The 17,627-nt window shown below is 69.2% G+C and carries 20 protein-coding genes and 1 tRNA gene; 14 read left to right on the top strand and 7 right to left on the bottom strand.

What is annotated here, in order from left to right; genetic code table 11:
* Positions 1 to 19: 19 nt before the first annotated feature.
* Both ACFV7R_RS11770 and ACFV7R_RS11765 read right to left on the bottom strand, forming a co-directional pair.
* Positions 20 to 1,342 (bottom strand): hypothetical protein, encoded by a 1,323-nt coding sequence (locus ACFV7R_RS11770; RefSeq protein ID WP_385262630.1) that lies wholly within the window; start codon positions 1,340 to 1,342, stop codon positions 20 to 22.
* Positions 1,343 to 1,787: 445 nt separating this feature from the next.
* The gene (locus ACFV7R_RS11765) at positions 1,788 to 2,885 is read right to left on the bottom strand and encodes a DUF1152 domain-containing protein (protein ID WP_385262628.1); all 1,098 of its coding nucleotides are present in this window, start codon (positions 2,883 to 2,885) and stop codon (positions 1,788 to 1,790) included.
* 99 nt (positions 2,886 to 2,984) lie between these two features.
* Between ACFV7R_RS11765 and ACFV7R_RS11760 the strand changes: the two genes are divergently transcribed.
* The 13 genes from ACFV7R_RS11760 (at position 2,985) to ACFV7R_RS11700 (ending at position 11,548) form a co-directional block, all read left to right on the top strand.
* Positions 2,985 to 3,725 (top strand): GntR family transcriptional regulator, encoded by a 741-nt coding sequence (locus ACFV7R_RS11760; RefSeq protein WP_385262626.1) that lies wholly within the window; start codon positions 2,985 to 2,987, stop codon positions 3,723 to 3,725.
* A gap of 276 nt (positions 3,726 to 4,001) precedes the next feature.
* The gene (locus ACFV7R_RS11755) at positions 4,002 to 4,439 is read left to right on the top strand and encodes an ATP-binding protein (protein ID WP_385262623.1); all 438 of its coding nucleotides are present in this window, start codon (positions 4,002 to 4,004) and stop codon (positions 4,437 to 4,439) included.
* Between the two features lie 92 nt (positions 4,440 to 4,531).
* Positions 4,532 to 5,260 carry a GntR family transcriptional regulator gene (locus ACFV7R_RS11750; RefSeq protein ID WP_385262622.1) on the top strand — a complete coding sequence of 243 codons (729 nt, stop codon included), beginning with the start codon at positions 4,532 to 4,534 and terminating at the stop codon, positions 5,258 to 5,260.
* Positions 5,261 to 5,394: 134 nt separating this feature from the next.
* Positions 5,395 to 5,745: a hypothetical protein gene (locus ACFV7R_RS11745; RefSeq protein ID WP_385262620.1), complete on the top strand. Its 351-nt coding sequence runs from the start codon at positions 5,395 to 5,397 to the stop codon at positions 5,743 to 5,745.
* 5 nt (positions 5,746 to 5,750) lie between these two features.
* Positions 5,751 to 7,124: an FtsK/SpoIIIE domain-containing protein gene (locus ACFV7R_RS11740; protein ID WP_385262618.1), complete on the top strand. Its 1,374-nt coding sequence runs from the start codon at positions 5,751 to 5,753 to the stop codon at positions 7,122 to 7,124.
* Between the two features lie 80 nt (positions 7,125 to 7,204).
* Entirely contained in the window at positions 7,205 to 7,861 is a 657-nt protein-coding gene (locus ACFV7R_RS11735) for a DUF2637 domain-containing protein (RefSeq protein ID WP_385262615.1), read from the top strand.
* An 18-nt stretch (positions 7,862 to 7,879) separates the two neighbouring features.
* Complete coding sequence (locus ACFV7R_RS11730) at positions 7,880 to 8,071, top strand: hypothetical protein (protein ID WP_385262612.1); 192 nt, start codon at positions 7,880 to 7,882, stop codon at positions 8,069 to 8,071.
* Entirely contained in the window at positions 8,071 to 8,262 is a 192-nt protein-coding gene (locus tag ACFV7R_RS11725) for a mobile element transfer protein (RefSeq protein ID WP_129798710.1), read from the top strand. The genes ACFV7R_RS11730 and ACFV7R_RS11725 overlap by 1 nt, the downstream gene beginning before the upstream one ends.
* A 9-nt stretch (positions 8,263 to 8,271) precedes the next feature.
* Complete coding sequence (locus tag ACFV7R_RS11720; protein WP_385262609.1) at positions 8,272 to 8,466, top strand: hypothetical protein; 195 nt, start codon at positions 8,272 to 8,274, stop codon at positions 8,464 to 8,466.
* Positions 8,467 to 8,492: 26 nt separating this feature from the next.
* Complete coding sequence (locus tag ACFV7R_RS11715) at positions 8,493 to 8,750, top strand: SpdD protein (RefSeq protein WP_385262606.1); 258 nt, start codon at positions 8,493 to 8,495, stop codon at positions 8,748 to 8,750.
* Positions 8,751 to 8,902: 152 nt separating this feature from the next.
* On the top strand, positions 8,903 to 10,186 hold the full coding sequence (locus ACFV7R_RS11710; RefSeq protein WP_385262604.1) for a replication initiator: 1,284 nt from the start codon (positions 8,903 to 8,905) through the stop codon (positions 10,184 to 10,186).
* On the top strand, positions 10,179 to 10,391 hold the full coding sequence (locus ACFV7R_RS11705; RefSeq protein ID WP_385262601.1) for an excisionase family DNA-binding protein: 213 nt from the start codon (positions 10,179 to 10,181) through the stop codon (positions 10,389 to 10,391). The genes ACFV7R_RS11710 and ACFV7R_RS11705 overlap by 8 nt, the downstream gene beginning before the upstream one ends.
* Positions 10,391 to 11,548, top strand: a complete 1,158-nt coding sequence (locus ACFV7R_RS11700) for a tyrosine-type recombinase/integrase (RefSeq protein WP_385262598.1) — start codon at positions 10,391 to 10,393, stop codon at positions 11,546 to 11,548. Before ACFV7R_RS11705 ends, ACFV7R_RS11700 begins: the two co-directional genes overlap by 1 nt.
* 81 nt (positions 11,549 to 11,629) lie before the next feature.
* Here ACFV7R_RS11700 and ACFV7R_RS11695 read toward each other — a convergent pair.
* The 5 genes from ACFV7R_RS11695 to ACFV7R_RS11675 all read right to left on the bottom strand — a co-directional run bounded on the left by ACFV7R_RS11695 (position 11,630) and on the right by ACFV7R_RS11675 (position 16,525).
* A tRNA-Arg gene (locus ACFV7R_RS11695) sits at positions 11,630 to 11,702 on the bottom strand.
* A gap of 130 nt (positions 11,703 to 11,832) precedes the next feature.
* Entirely contained in the window at positions 11,833 to 13,056 is a 1,224-nt protein-coding gene (locus ACFV7R_RS11690; RefSeq protein WP_385262596.1) for a beta-ketoacyl-[acyl-carrier-protein] synthase family protein, read from the bottom strand.
* The gene (locus tag ACFV7R_RS11685) at positions 13,046 to 13,342 is read right to left on the bottom strand and encodes a phosphopantetheine-binding protein (RefSeq protein WP_129799994.1); all 297 of its coding nucleotides are present in this window, start codon (positions 13,340 to 13,342) and stop codon (positions 13,046 to 13,048) included. Before ACFV7R_RS11685 ends, ACFV7R_RS11690 begins: the two co-directional genes overlap by 11 nt.
* Before the next feature lie 119 nt (positions 13,343 to 13,461).
* Positions 13,462 to 15,135: an IclR family transcriptional regulator C-terminal domain-containing protein gene (locus tag ACFV7R_RS11680; protein WP_385262593.1), complete on the bottom strand. Its 1,674-nt coding sequence runs from the start codon at positions 15,133 to 15,135 to the stop codon at positions 13,462 to 13,464.
* A gap of 100 nt (positions 15,136 to 15,235) precedes the next feature.
* Positions 15,236 to 16,525 (bottom strand): M6 family metalloprotease domain-containing protein, encoded by a 1,290-nt coding sequence (locus ACFV7R_RS11675; RefSeq protein ID WP_385262591.1) that lies wholly within the window; start codon positions 16,523 to 16,525, stop codon positions 15,236 to 15,238.
* Between the two features lie 311 nt (positions 16,526 to 16,836).
* On the opposite strand from ACFV7R_RS11675, the gene ACFV7R_RS11670 reads away from it, so the two are divergent.
* Positions 16,837 to 17,481, top strand: coding sequence for a TetR/AcrR family transcriptional regulator (locus tag ACFV7R_RS11670; protein ID WP_385262590.1), 645 nt, complete (start codon positions 16,837 to 16,839; stop codon positions 17,479 to 17,481).
* The last annotated feature ends 146 nt before the right edge of the window (positions 17,482 to 17,627 follow it).

Genomic DNA, 17,627 nt, shown 5'->3' with positions numbered 1-17,627 from the left:
CGGCGCGCGAAATTGCTGACTATTCCTGAAGTGGGTTATCGGTAGCATCTGGTTCGGCGATTGGGATCGACTGAGCTTCGAGCTGGACGACGCTTTCTGCCACAGGGCGCCCCCTACTGGGCTGCAGCGGAAGATGCGGCGTCGGCACTTCGTCTGCTGGGTACTCCTTCCCGGTTGCCTGCTCTTCGATTTCCCTGGGTTGTGGACGGGTAGCAGACTTAGGCTTTTCATGACTGGCAAATACTGCTGAGATGAAGATGTGGGGATCGACGGTTCCCCCGTCCTTCATCCACCTTGCTTGCTCCTTGTGGATACGGTGGTAGTCAACATCCCCCTCCGGTGTGTCCGGGCGGCGGAACGCTTTGCACGTGCAGCCAATTGCATCGAAGATGGGCTCTTCCCAGCGTTCAATATTCTCTACTGCCTTTTCCAGGGCCTCCTTTAGGTGTGATAGGTACTCGTCAAGGAAATCCTCATGCACAATATCGTAGAGTCGGACGTTTCCCTCAGTTCGGCTAGTCCCCCCTCTCGGGGAAGGGGCTGGCTCAAGCCGGGACATACGGACCCAGGGCACGTTTTGGAGAACCTCGCCTGACTTGGCGCGACTCACGGCCACCATAGGGGCCCTTAGAACAGCCAGACCGAGGATGAAGCGCAAGTTCACGAACATACGCTCGCTCTTGGGCTCATCCGCATCGGGCCTCACAAGCGAGGACAGGTGGTCCATGGCCTTGAAGATGGGCAGCGTCAGAGACCTGTAAGCCTCTTCACCCGTGAGTTCCAGAGACCCACCCTTGCGCCAAGCCGCCTTAGAGAGGGAGATTGCAAGCGGGGCCATTTCGCCGCTGAAAAACGGGATCCGCATGAAGCGTAGTGCGTCATGATAGGTCATTCCGTATCCGGGAAACCTATCCTTCCTCTCCGCCTCTGCGTCAAAATCTTCCGACTCGAAGAAAAGAGATATGAACTTCCCTTGCAGGCCTCCGAGTTCCGGAAAGTTCATCGTCGCGGAAAGAGGGTGGTCCCGAAGGAAGAAGATGTAGGGCAGAGTGGATTGCTTACATTCGACGATAAGATTTAGGTATGGCGAGATGCTTCCCAGCTTCCTTTCGCGAGGTTCCTTAAGGGCGAAATCTACCAGGGCGTCTACGGCCCTCACTTCGCCACTATCATTGTCGACATAGGTCCACTCCTCTTGAATGAAGGAGTTCGGTCCAAGTATCGGGAAGTGTTTCGAAAGCTTGTCGACAACCGTGGACTGCATGAGGTATCCAGATTTGTCGATTGCGGCTTTCAGTGCCGCCTCAGAAATCCCATCACCGAATTCGGTCTCTGCGCTCATTCGCCCCCCCGGCGTCTCCTAGTGGGGCGGTATCTTACTGCTATCCGGCCGCCTGGCACCAGGAATAACCCATGATAGGAAGGTTGTGTGCGTGCTCGAACATGCTGGCGAACACTCAGGTTGGCAGAGCGGCTTTGGGCTGGAGCTGCTTTGGGGCGAGTGATCATGGCCCCGTAAGCTTCCGGCGCGTCGGGCAGTCTGTGGACCTGCCCGGTAAAGCACGACGTTGGGGCCATGATCTTAGAGGCTCGCCCCAAAGTGGCTGCCTAAAGCCGTGGAGCCGACCGCCCCAGCCACAGAGGGTGTCTCCCACTTCTTGCCCGCAGCCGCGAGCGCGCCGCCGGGCGCGGCCAGCCGGGGCGAAGACAGGAGGCAGGCCGCGCCGCAGAGGCGGCGCGCGCCCGCGCCGTGCGCGGGCACTTGAACCCGTGAAGAAGGTTGTTACTCAGGCGCCCTCTGAGATGTGCCACAGCGGGGGCGCGTACTGCTCCGGTCGGCTGTTGATGAGCAGTTGGCGCAGGGCCTCGCGCTGAGTGCCATCGAGGTTCAGTGCCTCGGTGAGGCGGCGGAACGTCGTGTGGGTGACGCCGCGGCTCCGGGCCTCAGCCTCGAACTGGTCGAGTTGGGGTAGCACCTCCTCGGCGTCCAGCTTCGCCGGCCGCTGCTCCTTGAGCCACAGCGCCTTGTTGCGCTCGTAGTCGATTTCCGAGAAGCCGCACACTTCGCGGCTGAGGGCCTCTACCTCGTCCAGGGTGGCCGTCGTCATGATCGCGCGGGCCAATTGGTTGCGGCTCAGTGCCTCGTCCAGGTCGACTTCGTGGACCGTCGGGCCCTCGTCGGTGAGGGGGATGGGAAGTCCCGCGTCTCGGACCTCGCATGTGCCCTGTACTCCTCGGGCCGTCGCTGCGAGCATGCCGGTTGCCTCGGAAGGGTGCCACTCCAGGACCGAGCTGACCGGCTCCACATCCTTGGCAGTGAGGGTGTGGACAACCGGTCCGAGCATGCCGCGCATGTCGTCGAGCGAGAGTTCACCGTCCAGACCCGGGCCCGCGATCAACAGGCGGATAGGCGCGTTCACCTGGGCGCACGCCGCCAGCGTGAGGGCGTCCGCGAGGGGGCTCTTCAGTGTCGGCTCGTCGCCCCGCGCTAGTACATCGCCGCCCACGTCCAGGAGGTCGATCGACTCGGGCTCCAAGTGGCTGACCAACTCTTCGAGTTGGCGTGTGACACCTTCGGCGCCGTGCCCTGGGTCGATCAGCGCGAATGGGTGCGGGAGCTCTGCCGCGAGCCGGGGGAGCGTGGAGCCTGCCGGGGCGATCGGGCGGGCCTGCGCCGGCACTTTCCATACGGCTGGGGTGATCGATTCAAGGCCGGTGAAGTTCCCGGGGCCTCGCGGGCCCGGTACCGGGTCGATCAGCAAGCGGTCCCACGCGTACGTGAGGATCACTGCTCGGCCGTTGTCGTCGCCGTATAGGGCGGCGTCAAGCATTGCGGCGGCGACTGCGTCGCCCCCTCCTCCTGCTGCGACGATCAACCTCGTCATGGGCCCAAGACTAGGGGGTCGGGTCTTGACCACTCACCCTATAGTGGCTAGAGGCCATAGCCACTTTGCCGCCTGAGCGGCACTGAACGAGGAGGGGGCATGCCCAAGATCGAGGAGGCTCAGCCGAAGTATCTCCAGATCGCGCACTACATCCGCGATCAGATCCTTCGGGGCGACCTGCGGCCGGGGGACGAAGTCCCCTCGGAGCGGCAACTGGCAGCAGACTGGGGGGTGTCCAGGCCGACGGCGGCTCGATCGTTGGAGGCGCTGAGCCATCAAGGGCTCGTCGAGAAGCGCCAGGGGTCCGGCACGTACGTGCGGAGCCTCGAAGTGAACCGGCGTGCGCGTGAGTTGTACGGCCGTGCTCGGCAGACGGGGAAGATCTACACGCCGGGTGAGTACGCGGTCATCACGTCGGCCGGCTGGCTCGAGGCGCCGGACCACGTCGCTGAGGCGCTGGGTTTGGTGAAGGACCGGCGGGCTGTTCACCGGCGGCGAGTGACCAACAACCAGGACGGACCCATCACCCTGTCCACCTCGTGGTTCGCGCCGGACGTCGGGCAGCGTGCGCCGAAGCTGGTGGATCCCGAGCGGATTCAGGAGGGGACCCTGATGTATGTCGAGAAGATGACTGGGCGTCAGGGAAGCTACGCCGAAGATCGCATGTGTGCCCGGACGGCGACGGACGAGGAGGCGGCTGATCTCCAACTTGACCCGGGGTCCGCTGTCTTGGTTGTGCATCACGTTGTCTATGACCTCCAGGACCGGCCGCTGGAGTTCGCCGAGGCCACCTACCCGCCGCACCGTTGGGCGTTCGAGCAGGGCTACCCGCTCACCTGACGGCCAGTCAGTTGAGGCGAACCGCTTGCGTCGCGAAGTGGCTAATGCCACTATCCAGGAAGTGGCTAAGGCCACTTCATCGGAAGGGGGCACGGTGTGACGAGTCAGCGGCCGGATCAAGGCACGCACTTACCTTGCCGGGGTTGCCGGGGGCGCGGCTGGAAGCGTGTCGACTCGCGTACGACCCTGGCCCTTGCCACCGCCGCCGACCGCACCCGTGCCACATCGAAGCGGCGCTGCCTCGACTGCGACGGCAGCGGCAAGGAGTGAGCACGGATGGCCTACACGATCGACCGCTATCCCTCTGAGGACTCACCGCGGCTCGGCGCGATGAGCTTGCATCCTGTCGCGGAGTCCGTGCCTCGGGCTCGGCGCTGGTTCCGGAAGTTCATCGCTCCGTACAACCCAGCCTGCTCGGTCGACGACTGCGCCCTGATGATCTCGGAGCTGGTGACCAACGCCATCGTCTACGGCCGGTCGGACGACCCCTGGGTTGTCCGGGTGGAGTGGTTCCGCGACGGGAGTTCACTCCGGGTCGAGGTGCACAACCCCGGATTCCCGGCGAACGTGCGGCTGCGCCAACCCGATGCCAACGATGCACACGGACGCGGGCTGCTTCTGGTCGACTCCATCGCCGACTCCTGGCACTGCGGGCCCAGCCACTTCGGTGGAACGGTGGTCTCCTTCGAGATGGTCGATGCCTGGCCTTCATGAGCGGAATACGCTCCGCTGGTACTGCGCCGGCGGAATCGTCGCTAGTCTGGTTGACCAGTTGACTTGGCCAATCTCGACAGGCGGCGGCATTCATGGCGTATGAAGTGGAGGCACCGAAGTACGTTCGCCTCGCTCAGACCCTTCAGCGTCGCATCGAGGACGGAACGTACCCGCCCGGCACCCGTGTGCCCAGCGAGAACCAACTGGTGCAAGCCTTCGGGATGTCCCGACCGACCGTCGTCCGTGCGCTGGAGCTGCTGAAGCGCGACGGCTGGCTGGAGTCCCGGCAGGGGTACGGCACCATCGTGCGGGGCCGTCCGGCGGTCGTCGAGCACAAGGACCGCCGGGGAAGTGAAGCGCTCGTGCGTGACGAGTCGCAGGCTCCAGGGCGGTTGGTCGAGGTCGGCTACGTCCCTGTTCCGGCGCGAGTCGCCTCCGTGCTCGGGTTGCCCAAGCGAGCCAAGATCCTCATGCGCCGCTTCCTGGTCGAGGAGGGCGGCGAACCGGCGGAGCTGGTCTCGTCGTACTTCCCCGCCGGCCTGGTCGAGGGCACCGAGCTGGAGAGTGTCGAAGCGCTGAGCGGCAGTACCCGTGCACACCTGGAGGCGCGGAAGAAGGTCCGATTCGACCACGTGACCGAACGGGTCTCAGCCCGGCTGCCCGAGCCTGCCGAAGCCGAGCTTCTGGACCTGCCGGACGGCGTTCCCGTCCTCAGCGTCCTGGTCGTCGCGTGCGACGCTTCCGGGCAAGCGCTGCAAGTCTCCGATGTGCTGCTTCCTGCCGACCGGCAGGAACTGGAAGACACCTACCGCCTCAACTGAACCTGTTCCGAGGTCAGTTCATCTCGACTTCCATCCAGTTCGCGCTTGACAAGTCAACCTGGCATCCCTAGCTTCGAACTTGCTAAGTCAACTTGTCAGGTGGCGAGTTGATCGACTCAGAAGGAGAAATCTCTGTGCGTGTAATCCGCGTTGACGCCTCCACCGCCACGATCCTGCTCACCGAAGCACCGGCGCCCAAGGTGCGCGACCGGCAGACCGGTGAGATCGCCAAGGACGCCGTGACCGGTGAGGCACTGATGACCGTCGGCGTCGTCTACATCGACGAGGGCGAGTCGTCGCTGATCCAGGTCACCATCCCCGAGAGCGGTGTGACGGACGGCCTGACCGTCGGCGCCCCGGTCTCGCTGCCGGGGCTCGTCGCCCGGCCCTGGCAGAGCGTGTTCAACGGCCAGCAGCGGCACGGCATCGCCTACCGGGCCACCGCCGTGGCTCCGGGCGCCTTCCCGATGGATCAGGCGGGCTGATCGTCGTGGCGGACCTGGTGACGTGGGCCGAGCTGGGCGGGTCGCTCGCTGCGATAGGCGGCGCGGCCTACGCCCGGCACGCCCACCCGGCGGCGTACTGGTCCACGGTGGGGCTGCCGCTCTCGGTGGCCCGGCTGTTGGCCACGTACTCCTCGACCATGGACGCGTGCGGCCTGACGGTCGAGCCGTCCCGGTTACGGGCCCTGGCCGTCAAGGCGACCACGCGCCGTGAGGTCCGACCGGTGCCCCCGCGCCGGGGCATGATCCGGCCCACCTCAACCGGCCTGCGGCTCCGGCTGCGGCTCGCTCCGGGGCAGGAACCGGCGGACGTGGCGGCCTCGGCCGAACGGCTGCGGCACGCCTGGGGTGTGCACGCCGTGTACGTGCGGGACGTCAAGCCTGGGGTGGTTGAACTGCGGCTCGTCGGCTTCGACGTCCTGCGGAAGGTACGGATGCCTCGCCGGACCGACGCCGGTCCGCTCCGCGTGCCGGTGGCTCTGCGGGAGGACGCGACCGCCTTCGTACGGGACTATCGGGCCGTACCTCACGAACTCGTGCTCGGCGCCACCCTGTCCGGCAAGTCGATGTTCCTGCGGAATCTGCTCGCCGGGCTGGCCTCTCAGCCGGTGGTCCTGGTGGGGATCGACTGCAAGCGCGGGGTGGAGCTGGCGCCGTTCGCTCCTCGGCTCTCCGCGCTGGCGACCGATCCGGAGCAGGCGGCCGAGCTGCTGCCCGTGCTCGTCAAGGAAATGGAGGATCGATACGACCTGATCAAGACCCGGCAAGGCATCGCACCCGGCACCCCCGAGGAGCTGATCACCTCGGACATCTGGGGTCTGCCGGACGGCGAACGCCCGGCTCCCCTCGTGCTGTTCATCGACGAGGTGGCCGAACTCTTCCTCGTCGCAACGAAGAAGGAGGAAGAGCGGCGGGACGAGATGGTCACCCAGCTCATCCGGCTCGCTCAGCTCGGCCGCGCGGCCGGCATCTATCTGGAGGTGTGCGGGCAGCGGTTCGGGGCCGAGCTGGGTAAGGGCGCGACCATGCTCCGGGCTCAGCTCACCGGCCGGGTCTGCCACCGCGTGAACGACGAAGCCTCCGCCAAGATGGCGCTCGGCGACATCGCCCCCGAGGCGGTCTACGCGGCCTGCGCCATCGCCGCCGAGCTGCCCGGCCTCGCCGTCGTCGGCGACACGTCCGGCGGCTGGTCCCGTATCCGTACTCCGCACCTGGCCCTCGCCGACGCTGCGGCCACCTGCCGCGAGACGGCGCACCTGGCCCCGGATCTACCGGCGCTCACGCCGTTCCGGCCGTACGTCCCGCCCGTGCCGGTGAAGGAGTCCGGCCCCGTGGCCACTCCTCAGCCAGTCACCGAATAGCCCACCCGTTCCACCGGTCGGCGCGGCCGTTCCGCGCCAAGTCCCTACCCGACCCATGCCCGGAACTGGAAGGAGTCACCGTGCGCGCCCTGCCTGACCGCGTGGACGCCGTACTCGTCCAAGCGCTGATCGCCGCCGCACTGTCCTTCGCCCACCTGCATGACCTGGCGCTGGCCGCCGGACAGGACGGCTGGAAGGCATGGGCCTACCCGGTCTCCGTCGACCTGCTGATGGTCGCGGCCTGGCGGCGGCTCCACTCCGGTGAAGCGAAAGCGGCCGGATGGTGCTGGTTCCTCGTCGCACTGACCGCGTCCCTCGGCGCCAACGTCGCCACCGCCGGACTGCTCGACCTGAACGACGTACCGGCCTGGCTCCGCATCCTCATAGCGGGCTGGCCCGCGGTCGCCTTCCTGGGCGGCACCCTGCTCGCCCACGGAGCACCGAAGCCGACCAACGCTCCGGGGGCGGCATCCGAACCGCCTTCGACGGTCACAGCGCCGGAACCTACTGCCGCAGAAGTCGAACCGCCCTCCGCGGCGGCCGAACTCCCCGCCGGTGAACCAGAGTCGGCTACGGCCTCGCCTTCCCCGGTGCCGCCCGCCCTCGTCGCTCTCGCCCGGAAGGTCGCCGACGAACACCGCGCCCGGACCGGGACGCCCATCGACACCTCGACGCTTCGCGCCCGGCTCGGCGTCCCGATGCCGCTCGCCGAAGCCATCGCCATCCAACTCACCTGACCCGGAGGACTTTTCCCCGTGCGCCCGTCCACGCTCCGCGCGCTGAAGCGCGCCGCCGAGCTGACCCGACAGAACCGCTTCACCGAGGCCGTGCTGATCGCCGAGCCGGTGATCCTCGCCGCCGACAGCTACGAGGGCGACGAGATCCGTTGCTGGCTCGCCGACCACGTCACCGACTTCACCGGCGAAACCGAACAGGAGACCCCCTGATGCCCGCCAACCGCCGCTTCCGCCGCGTCGTGCGCATCGGCCCCGTACAGGTCGGCACCTACTACGACGGCCGGGGCCGCGAGAAGCACACCGCCGCCTGCACGGCACCGCGCTGCGGCTTCTCCACCGACTACGACAGCCGCGCCGCCGCCGAGCTGGCCGCCCGCACCCACCGCTGCCCCGCCCGCTGAGGAGATCCCGTGACTGTCTCTCTGCCGCTCGTCTTCGTCCTGGGCGTCATCGCCTGGGCCGCGATCAAGTTCCTCGGCGTCCGCCTCTGGGTCGCCGTCGTGATCACCCTGTTCGGCTTCTGGCTCTCGCACACCTTCCTGGCCCCGGCCATCGAATCCGGCACCCGCTCCGGGGTCGACGTCGTCAACGGCACCCACGACTGACTCCCCGACCGACAAGGAGTTTCGCGATGTTCCGTCCCAAGCTGCCCGACACTCCGCACGTTCCGAGCATCACCACCCACATCCCGCAGGATCACACCCCGGCCCCCTCCGCCGGCCGCCCGGTTACCCCGTTCATGGGGGTCGGCGTCGGCGCGGTCGCCGCCGTGGTCGTCGTCGGCGTCGTGCTCACCGCGCTCCTGGCGGCGGTCGCCGTCTCGGCCATCTCCGTGGCCATCGCCGCAGTGGTCCTGCGCTCCCTCGTCAACGGCGCGAACAAGCGCTGACCGGCCGCCGGGGCGGCAACAAGCCGCCAAGCATCCCGCCGCCCCGGGGCCGTCCCTCCCAACCGCCGAAACAGCCGAAAGGAAGTCTCATCATCACCCGGCAGACTCCGCCCCCGCTGGCGGAACTCTCCACGCTGGCCTCCCTCGGCACCATGCCCGAGCTGGCCCGCCAACTCTCCACCCTGGGCGGCTGCACCCGCCCCGTACGCCTCGACGGCCACCGCACCGAATACGCGGTCGACATGACGACCGGCGAGATCGGCAGCGTCCTGCACCACCTCGACTCCACTGCCCTCCCCGCCGGACAGCTCCTCGTCCGCTGCAACAACCGCCGAGCCACTCGCTGCGCGGCCTGCGCCGAAACCTACCGTCGCGACACCTACCACCTGATCACCGCCGGACTGCGCGGCGGCAAGGGCACCCCGGAACAGGTCGCCACCCACCCGCGCGTCTTCGCCACCTTCACCGCCCCCAGCTTCGGTCCGGTTCACAACCGCCCGTCGAGCGGCCGGGACTGCCGCTGCGGGATCCGCCACGACGAGACTGACCCCGCCCTCGGCACGCCCCTCGACCCGGACACGTACGACTACGAAGCGGCCGTGCTCTGGAATGCGCACGCCGGGGACCTGTGGCGGCGGTTCTCGATCTACCTGCGCCGTGAGGTCGCCAAGCGGGCCGGTCTTACGCAGCGTGCCTTCCGTGACCATGCCCGCGTCTCTTTCGCCAAGGTGGCCGAGTACCAGAAGCGCGGCGCCGTCCACTTCCACGCGGTCATCCGCCTCGACGGGCCGGAGGGCGGCGACACAGCTCCTCCGGCCTGGGCAACGGTCGAGCTGCTGACCGACGCGATTCGCGCCGCTGCCACCGCCGCGGGCGTCAAGGGGCCGGAGGTCGACGGCCGGACCCACACCTTCACCTTCGGCCGTCAGCTCGACGTTCGCCCGATCCGTTCCGCCGACTTCGACGACGGCCAGGAGCTGACCGAGCGAGCCGTGGCCGCGTACATCGCCAAGTACGCCACCAAGGGCGCCGAGACTGCGACCGGCACCCTTGACCGGCCGATCCGCTTCCTTGCCGAGCTGGCACAGGCCCGGATCACCGACCACGCCCGCCGCATGATCCGCACAGCCTGGACCCTCGGCGCACGCCCCGAGCTGGCAGACCTCCGGCTGCGGGCCTGGGCCCACATGCTCGGCTTCCGCGGCCACTTCTCCACCAAGTCCCGCCGCTACTCCACCACCCTCGGCGCACTCCGCAACGCTCGGGCCGACTGGCGCCGCGCCCAAGCGGCTCCGCCCGTCCTACAGGACGGCGAAACCACCCTCGTCCTCGCCCACTGGGTCTTCGCCGGAACCGGCCTCAGCACCGGCGAGCAGTGGCTTGCCGCATCCCTCGAACCGGCCCCCGGAACGGAAGGAGAGCCCACCCGTGCCTGACCGCTACCTCACAGTGGCGCAGGTCGCCGAAGTTCTCGGCACCACTGAACGCTTCCCGCGCCGCCTCATCGCGGAGCGGCGCATCACGTTCGTCAAGGTCGGCCGGCACGTACGCATCCCCGAGAGTGCGTTGGGTGCGTTCATCAATGCCAACACCGTTCAGCCGCTCCGTCCGCGCGGTGCCAGGCTGCGGAGGGCTGCCTGATGGCCAACAAGAAGGGGCAGCGACGCAGTTTCGGATCCGTCCGTCAGCTTCCTTCCGGCCGCTGGCAGGTCCGCTATCGCGACCCCGAGACGGGGCAGCTGCGTCCGGCTGAGAAGACCTACCCGACGAAGTCGGATGCCCAAGTTGCGCTCACTCACATCGAGGCAGACATCACGCGCGGGCAGTGGTCGGACCCGGATGCAGGGGCGGTCAACTTCGAGGAGTACGCGACGGCATGGCTGCGGGACCGGAAGCTGGCCAACCGCACCCGCGAGCGGAACGAGTCTGTGATGCGGCTGCACATTCTTCCGACCTTCGGCTCCGGATCGGTCGCCGACGTCACCACTGCTCGCGTGCGGAGTTGGCGCGGGAAGCTTCTGGCTGCTGGGATCGGGGAACCCACAGTGGTCAAGGCGTACCAATTGCTGCGGGCCTTGATGAACATGGCCGTGGACGATGAACTCATCCGACGCAACCCTTGCCGGATCAAGGGCGCGGACAGCTACGACGTGCCAGAGCGGCCGGTCCTCACGGTCGGGGAGGTCTTCGCCGTCGCCGACGCCATCACCCCCCGCTACCGCTTGCTCGTCCTCCTGGCGGCTTTCACCACGCTCCGCTTCGGCGAGCTGGCGGCCCTGCGGCGCAAGGACATCGACCTGGAGGCGCTGACCGTGACCGTTCGGCGTGCGCAGGCCGAATTGCAGAACGGCCAGCTCTTCGACAAGGCGCCGAAGTCTGCGGCCGGGGTGCGCGCGATCTCGTTCCCTGCCGAGCTGCTCGACGAGATCACGCGCCACCTGGAGCAGTTCGCCGCGTCTGGCCGCGACGGTCACGTTTTCGTCGGTCCGCAGGGCGGGCAACTGCGGCGGAGTAACTTCCGGGACGACTGGGTCAAGGCTCGGAAGGCTGCAGGCGTCACGGCCGAGCTGCACTTCCACGACCTTCGGCACACGGGCAATACGCTCGCCTCGACGGCCGGGGCCAGTACTCGGGAGTTGATGACCCGCATGGGCCACAGCAGCTCGCGGGCCGCGCTGATCTATCAGCACATGACCAGTGATCGTGACCGGGCCATCGCCGACCGGCTCGGTGCCATGATCCGGGGCGGTGGGGGAGGGGGCTCGGGCTCCTCCGAGGAGGATTCCACAGGCCCGTAGTGGCACGCGTGTGGCACGGCACCTGAAACGGTGAAGGGCCAGCCTGGGAGGAAACCCCTCCTGAGCTGGCCCTTCTCGTTGTGCCCCCGGCAGGATTCGAACCTGCGACACCCGCTTTAGGAGAGCGGTGCTCTATCCCCTGAGCTACGAAGGCGGGGATCTCGGTGAGATCCGGCGACTAGCCTAGCGGATAAGGGATCGGCGGTGGCAAGGTTCCCGTTTGCGCAGGTCAGAAGTCACTCGAGGGGGGCAGTGGCGGGACCGCCGAGGGCGGTCGGCCCCGGTCAGGGAGTCGTGAACAGCAGGACGGCGTTCTGGCCGCCGAAGCCGAAGGAGCAGGTGATGCCCGTGTCCGCTCCGGTCGGGCGTGGGTGGCCGGTCACGATGTCGAGCTTGTGGTCGCCGTCCTGGCCCTCGAAGTTCGCCACCGGCGGGACGCTGCCGTGGCGCAGGGCGAGGACCGTGTACGCGGCCTGGATCGCGCCGGCCGCGCCGAGGGCGTGGCCGATCACGCCCTTGGATGCGGTGACCGGGGGGACCTTTCCGCCGAAGGCCCGGGTGAGGGCCGCCGCTTCCGCCGCGTCGTTGAGCGGGGTGGACGTGCCGTGCGCGTTGACGTGCCCGATGTCGCGGGGGTGGCAGCCCGCGTCGGCCAGGGCCGCGGCGAGGGCCCGGGCCGCGCCGTCGCCGTCGGGGTGCGGGGCGACGGGGTGGTGGGCGTCGGCGGTGGCGCCGTATCCGCGCAGCAGCGCCAGGACGGGGGCCCGGCGGGCCCGTGCGGTGGACAGCCGCTCCAGGACGAGTACGGCGGCGCCCTCGCCGAGGACGAAACCGTCCCGTGCCGCGTCGAACGGCCTGCTGGCGAGGGCCGGGTCCGTCCGGCGCCGGGACAGCGCCCGCATCCGGGTGAAGCAGGTGGCGGTCATCCGGGAGCGTGCGGACTCGCTGCCGCCGGCCAGCACGATGTCGCACGTCCCCGACCGCAGCAGGTCCCGTGCGACACCGATCGCGGTCGCGCCCGAGGCGCAGGCGCTGGAGGTGGTGAAGCTGGGGCCACGCGCCCCGAGGTCGATCGAGACCTCGCCCGCGGCCATGCTCGGCACACTGCGCGGCAGCGCGAGCGGCGACACCCGCTCCGGCCTGCCCGCGGCCAGATGGCAGAACTCGGTGACGTAGGTGCTCAGGCTGTTGGATCCGACGCCCAGGACGACCCCGACCCGGTCCCCGCGCCACGTACGGTGATCGAGGCCCGCGTCGGCGACGGCCCGGCGCGCGGCGACCAGAGCGAACTGGATGAAGCGGTCCAGGCGCCGCGCGGGTGACCGGCCGAGCTCCGACCCGGCGTCGAAGTCCCGCACCCGGCAGGAGAAGTCGACGGGCAGCCCGGCGAGTTCGGGGTCGGGGGCGGCCGACGAGCGGCCCCGGCACAGGGCCGCCCAGTTCTCCTCCGCGCTGTGGCCCGCCGGGGTCACCAGGCCCAGCCCGGTGACCGCGACCTCAGGCCGCATCCCGGAACGCCCGGGCCGCGTCACCGAGGGTCGAGCCGGGGGAGAGGTCGAGGGAGTCCTCGGGCAGGACGATCCCGTACTCCTCTTCTGCCGCCACCACGAGCTCCATCAGCGACAGCGAGTCCATGCCGAGGCTCTCGAACGTCGTCGTCGTGTACAGCTCGCCGGGGTCGGCCGCCACGTCCAGATGGCCGGTCAGCAGGGCGATGAGCCGCTCGGGAAGCACGGGCTGTGCCGCCCGCCGTGTCCGTTCGGTCCGTTCCGCCTGCTGCGCTGACTGGGTCATGCCGAGGTCTCCTGTTCCATGGCCGCGAACCTCCTACCTGTGCGCACGGTGTGAACGTCTGCACGGCAGCCAGGAAACGCTTCGGCACCCGTTCGAGCGAGCGAGACCGGCGCCGACGGTCAGGTCACGGGTACGTGGGTGAAGCGGGCGGACACATGGAGGTCGGACTCGATGTGGGCGGCCGTCGTGCGCAGGGCGGGGACGAGGTGCTCGACGCATTCCTGGAGGGTGTGGCGGGAGCTGTGCATCGCCGTGTTGAGGGCGGCGACCGCCCGGCCCGTACGGTCGCGGACGGGCACCGCGATCGAGCGCAGCCCTTCCTCCAACTCCTCGTCGACCAGGGCGTATCCCTGCGCTCCGACCTCCTCCAGGGCGCGGGCCAGGGCCTGCGGGTCCGTGATCGTGCGGGGCGTCAGCGGGCGCAGCGGGCCGGTGCCCAGGTGGCGTTCGGCGGGCGGGAGGTCCGCGAGCAGGACGCGGCCCATCGACGTCGCGTAGGCCGGCAGGCGGGTGCCGACCGTGATGTTCACGCTCATCACGCGGCTTGTGGCCACCCGTGCCGTGTACTGGATCTCGTCGCCCGCCGCCGTCAGGACCGCCAGCGACGTCGACTCGTGGATGCGGTCCGCGAGGGCGGCCAGATGCGGTGCCGCGATCTGCGGGAGGGACGTACGGGACAGGGGCGGGTAGCCGAGGGAGAGGACCTGCGGGGTGAGGCGGAAGGCGCCCGTCCGTGACTGGGTGACCATGCCCAGGTGTGCGTAGGTGATCAGCGCCCGGCGGGCGGTCGCCCGGGCCAGGCCGGTCGCCTTGGCCACCTCCGTCAGCGTCAGTTCCGTGCGGCCCTCGCCGAAGGCCGTCAGTACGGTCAGGCCCCGGGCCAGCGACTCGACGAACTCCCGGCCCAGCTCCTGCTTCGACGCACCCGTCCAGGTCGCGAGCCCCGAGGGGGCCGGCGCGGGCTCCGGCGGGGGCGCCGTGCGCAGGTCCTCCTCCATCGCCGCCACCGCCTCCCGCAGCCGCGGCAGCAGCGTGTCGCGCAGGCCGGCCGCCGTGTGCCGGCTGGTGTGGCTGACCACGCTCGCCACACAGGCGATCCGGCCGGTACGGGGATCCCGTACGGGCACCGACACCGCCACCAGCCCCGGCTCGATCAACTGGTCGTCCAGTGCCCAGCCGTCCTGCCGGGCCTGCGCCGTCCGGCGCGTGAACTCCTCGGCAGGAGTGGGGTGTTCCCTCGGTGGTACGGCCGGGAAGCGGTGGTTCTCCGGGTCCGCCGCCCGGCGGGTGCGCCAGCGCTGCCAGTCCTCGGACGTCCACTCGGTCGCGAACAGCGGGCCCGGCGCGGTGCGTTCGGCGGGCAGCAGGTCGCCGATGCGGAAGCTCAGCGACATCGCGCGGCGGCGGGTCGCCTGGTGGATGAAGCGGATGCCGTCGCCGTCGCGGACCGCCAGCGACACCGACTCGTCCAGTGCGTCGGCGAGGGCGTCGGCGCGCGCGTCCAGCAGCGCGGGCAGGCGCAGGGCGGCCAAATAGGCGTTGCCGAGTTCCATCAGCCGGGGGGTGAGGACCGCGTCCCGGCCGTCGAGGCGGACGTATCCCATCCGGGCGAGCGTGGCCGTGATCCGGTCGACCGTGGAACGCGCGAGGCCGGTGGTCCGTTCCAGGGCGCTCAGGCTCAGGGTGCCGCCCGCCTCGGTCAGCTGCCGCAGGACGGCGATCCCGCGGATCAACGGCGTGACCGCCTCGGCCGGTACGGCGGCGGCCTCGTCGAGCGTGGGATGGGCGGGCATCTGTTCTCCGGTACGGCGATTGTTCTCCGGTACGGCGATCGCGGCAGGCCTACGGTAACCGCGGATCCGCCGACGGCGTTCCCGGTGAGCCGCCCACCGGCTACCGCCGGGTCACCCGCACCGTGTGGTTGCCCTCCAGATCCGCGCTCGCCACCGCGATCCGTATGCCCCGCCGCGGGTCCACGAAGTTCTCGCCGGGGGTGAAGGGGGCGTCGGAGAGTTCGGCGTGGACGTTCGGGCTGCGGGTGCAGCCGCCGCTGTCGCGCTGGGAGTCGAACACCTTCACCGGGCCGAGACCGGTGTCCACTTCCGCGTCCACCTTGTAGATCAGCACGCCCGCCCGGCACACCGCCTCGTCGTTGCCGTCGCGGGTGCGCAGTTCGACGGCGTAGCCCGTGCGCTGGTCGAGGGGTACGAAGACGAGCTTCGGGCCGCCCTCGCCGGCCAGCGGGGTCAGCGTGTGCTCGGTCGTGCCGCGGGCGGCGGCGCAGCTCACCTGGGACGCGTTCAGCCAGCCGAGTTTCCACTTGTGCCAGCCGAGGAGGTCGTTGTTGGCGCCCCAGTCCTCGCTCATGATGTCCCAGTGGCCGACCGCGCCCCCGCCTTCCTGGGTGTAGAGGTCGGGCAGCCCGAAGACATGGCCGTTCTCGTGCGGCAGGACGCGGAAGCCGGTCTTGTCGTAGGAGCCGGAGCCGTCGTCCTGGCGGGAGTAGACGAAGGACGCGTTCGCGAGGGGTATGCCGTCCGCCGTGGGTGCGTCGCCGTTGCCCGCGAAGGTGACGGACAGGACGGTGTCGAGCGCCGACGGGCCCGCGTTCGGCGTCACCAGCACGTTCAGCAGGTCGTACGCGCGGAAGTCGATCTTTGTGTCGGTCTCCGCCACGATGTCCTGGACCAGCCGGCGGTAGCCGGGTTCGAAGGGCGCGCCGCGCTCTATGCCGTACGCCTTGAACGACTTCGGCATGCGCAGCCAGCCGCGGACCGGGGTCTCGGGGCGGTAGTCGAGGCGGCCGTAGGAGCTGGTGCGGAACCATTCCCGGGTCTGCGGGAAGAACTCGTGGAAGCGGTCCATCGCCTTGCCCTGACCGGGCGCGTCCGAGAAGTCGATCATCAGGGTGAGCGCGCGGACGGTGCCGGTGGAACGGGAGTAGCCGCCGGGTGTCGGTATGCCCTCCGACATCTGGACGTCCAGATCGCTGCGGATCATGCAGGGGGTGAGGGCGGAGGGGTGGGCCGGGAGGGTGAGCGGACGCGCCCCCGCCGACACCGAGCCCGCCGTGTGCCGGCCCGTGCCGGCCGAGGTGCTGAGCGCGAAGGTCAGCGTGGTCACCGCCGCGAGGGCGGCCGCACGCCGCCTGCGTATCCGATGGCTGGACGACTGCGGCTGCATGCTTGGACCTTTCGCTCCAGGCAGCCACCGGGCTCCGGCTGCACCCTCTCGCTCACCCTGTGCCGGGTGGGGCGCGGGCGCGCGCTGGAGGCGACCGATCGTGGGAATTTCCGGTGCGTAAGCGCCGGTCAGCGGGCCCTTACGGCCATATGATCGACCTTGTGACGCGGGTCACAGGAAATCTCTCCCGGAGCGGGAAATAACCGGGGATCGAATCCCCGTTTAACCATGCGTCCGAGCGAAACGGGGATTCGCTCCCCGGATCGTCAGTCCACTGAGCTCATCCGCCTCACCAGTCCCAGGAGCACACCGTGCAGACCGCCACTCCCGAACGCCGCAAGGCAAGCCGGCCGCGCGCCGACGCCCTGCGCAACCGGGAACGGATCGTCACCGCCGCCCGGGAGATGTTCGTCGAACACGGCCCCGATGTGCCGCTCGACGAGATCGCCCGCCGGGCCGGCGTCGGCAACGCCACGGTGTACCGCAACTTCCCGGACCGCGACGCCCTCGTCCGCGAGGTCGTCTGCTCGGTCATGGACCGTACGGCCCGGGCGGCCGAGCACGCCCTCACGGAGAGCGGCGACGCCTTCGAGGCACTGGAGCACTTCGTGCACGCCGCAGCCGACGAGCGGATCAGCGCGCTGTGCCCGATGATCGCCAGCACCTTCGACACGCAACACCCCGACCTGGAGGCCGCGCGCGTGCGGGTCGAGCAGCTCGTCGCGGACCTCATGGGCCGCGCCCAGGCGGCCGGGCAACTGCGCACCGACATCGGCGTCGGTGACCTGATGATCGTCGTCGCCCAGCTCAGCCGGCCCCCGGCCGGGTCGCCGTGCATGAGCGTCGACCAGTTCGTACACCGTCATCTCCAGCTGTTCCTGGACGGACTGCGGGCGCCGGCCCCCTCCGCCCTGCCGGGCAGGGCGGTGACCGTGGAGGACCTGCGCCTGGCATAGAGGCCGACCGATCCGCACGTTCCGAAATCCCGAAGCAAGTCCCGAATTCCCGTACCGACGTACCGAGTTCACCGTTCCGACGTACTGAGTTTTCCGTCCCGACGTTCCGACGTCTTGAAGTCCCGAAGTCCTGAAGTGGGTACCTC

The sequence above is a fragment of the Streptomyces sp. NPDC059866 genome, from assembly GCF_042731325.1.
GTDB classification, from domain to species: domain Bacteria; phylum Actinomycetota; class Actinomycetes; order Streptomycetales; family Streptomycetaceae; genus Streptomyces; species Streptomyces flavusporus.
Note: the sequence above shows the minus strand (reverse complement) of the source record. Positions and strands in the feature narration are given on the sequence as shown.

Bases quoted from the DNA above. Each gene is read 5' to 3' on its own strand.
- ACFV7R_RS11770 (WP_385262630.1), bottom strand. From the start codon at position 1,342: ATGAGCGCAGAGACCGAATTCGGTGATGGGATTTCTGAGGCGGCACTG.
- ACFV7R_RS11675 (WP_385262591.1), bottom strand. From the start codon at position 16,525: ATGCAGCCGCAGTCGTCCAGCCATCGGATACGCAGGCGGCGTGCGGCC.
- ACFV7R_RS11750 (WP_385262622.1), top strand. From the start codon at position 4,532: ATGGCGTATGAAGTGGAGGCACCGAAGTACGTTCGCCTCGCTCAGACC.
- ACFV7R_RS11765 (WP_385262628.1), bottom strand. From the start codon at position 2,885: ATGACGAGGTTGATCGTCGCAGCAGGAGGAGGGGGCGACGCAGTCGCC.
- ACFV7R_RS11690 (WP_385262596.1), bottom strand. From the start codon at position 13,056: ATGCGGCCTGAGGTCGCGGTCACCGGGCTGGGCCTGGTGACCCCGGCG.
- ACFV7R_RS11710 (WP_385262604.1), top strand. From the start codon at position 8,903: ATGCCCGAGCTGGCCCGCCAACTCTCCACCCTGGGCGGCTGCACCCGC.
- ACFV7R_RS11755 (WP_385262623.1), top strand. From the start codon at position 4,002: ATGGCCTACACGATCGACCGCTATCCCTCTGAGGACTCACCGCGGCTC.
- ACFV7R_RS11680 (WP_385262593.1), bottom strand. From the start codon at position 15,135: ATGCCCGCCCATCCCACGCTCGACGAGGCCGCCGCCGTACCGGCCGAG.
- ACFV7R_RS11760 (WP_385262626.1), top strand. From the start codon at position 2,985: ATGCCCAAGATCGAGGAGGCTCAGCCGAAGTATCTCCAGATCGCGCAC.
- ACFV7R_RS11685 (WP_129799994.1), bottom strand. From the start codon at position 13,342: ATGACCCAGTCAGCGCAGCAGGCGGAACGGACCGAACGGACACGGCGG.
- ACFV7R_RS11700 (WP_385262598.1), top strand. From the start codon at position 10,391: ATGGCCAACAAGAAGGGGCAGCGACGCAGTTTCGGATCCGTCCGTCAG.
- ACFV7R_RS11715 (WP_385262606.1), top strand. From the start codon at position 8,493: ATGTTCCGTCCCAAGCTGCCCGACACTCCGCACGTTCCGAGCATCACC.
- ACFV7R_RS11725 (WP_129798710.1), top strand. From the start codon at position 8,071: ATGCCCGCCAACCGCCGCTTCCGCCGCGTCGTGCGCATCGGCCCCGTA.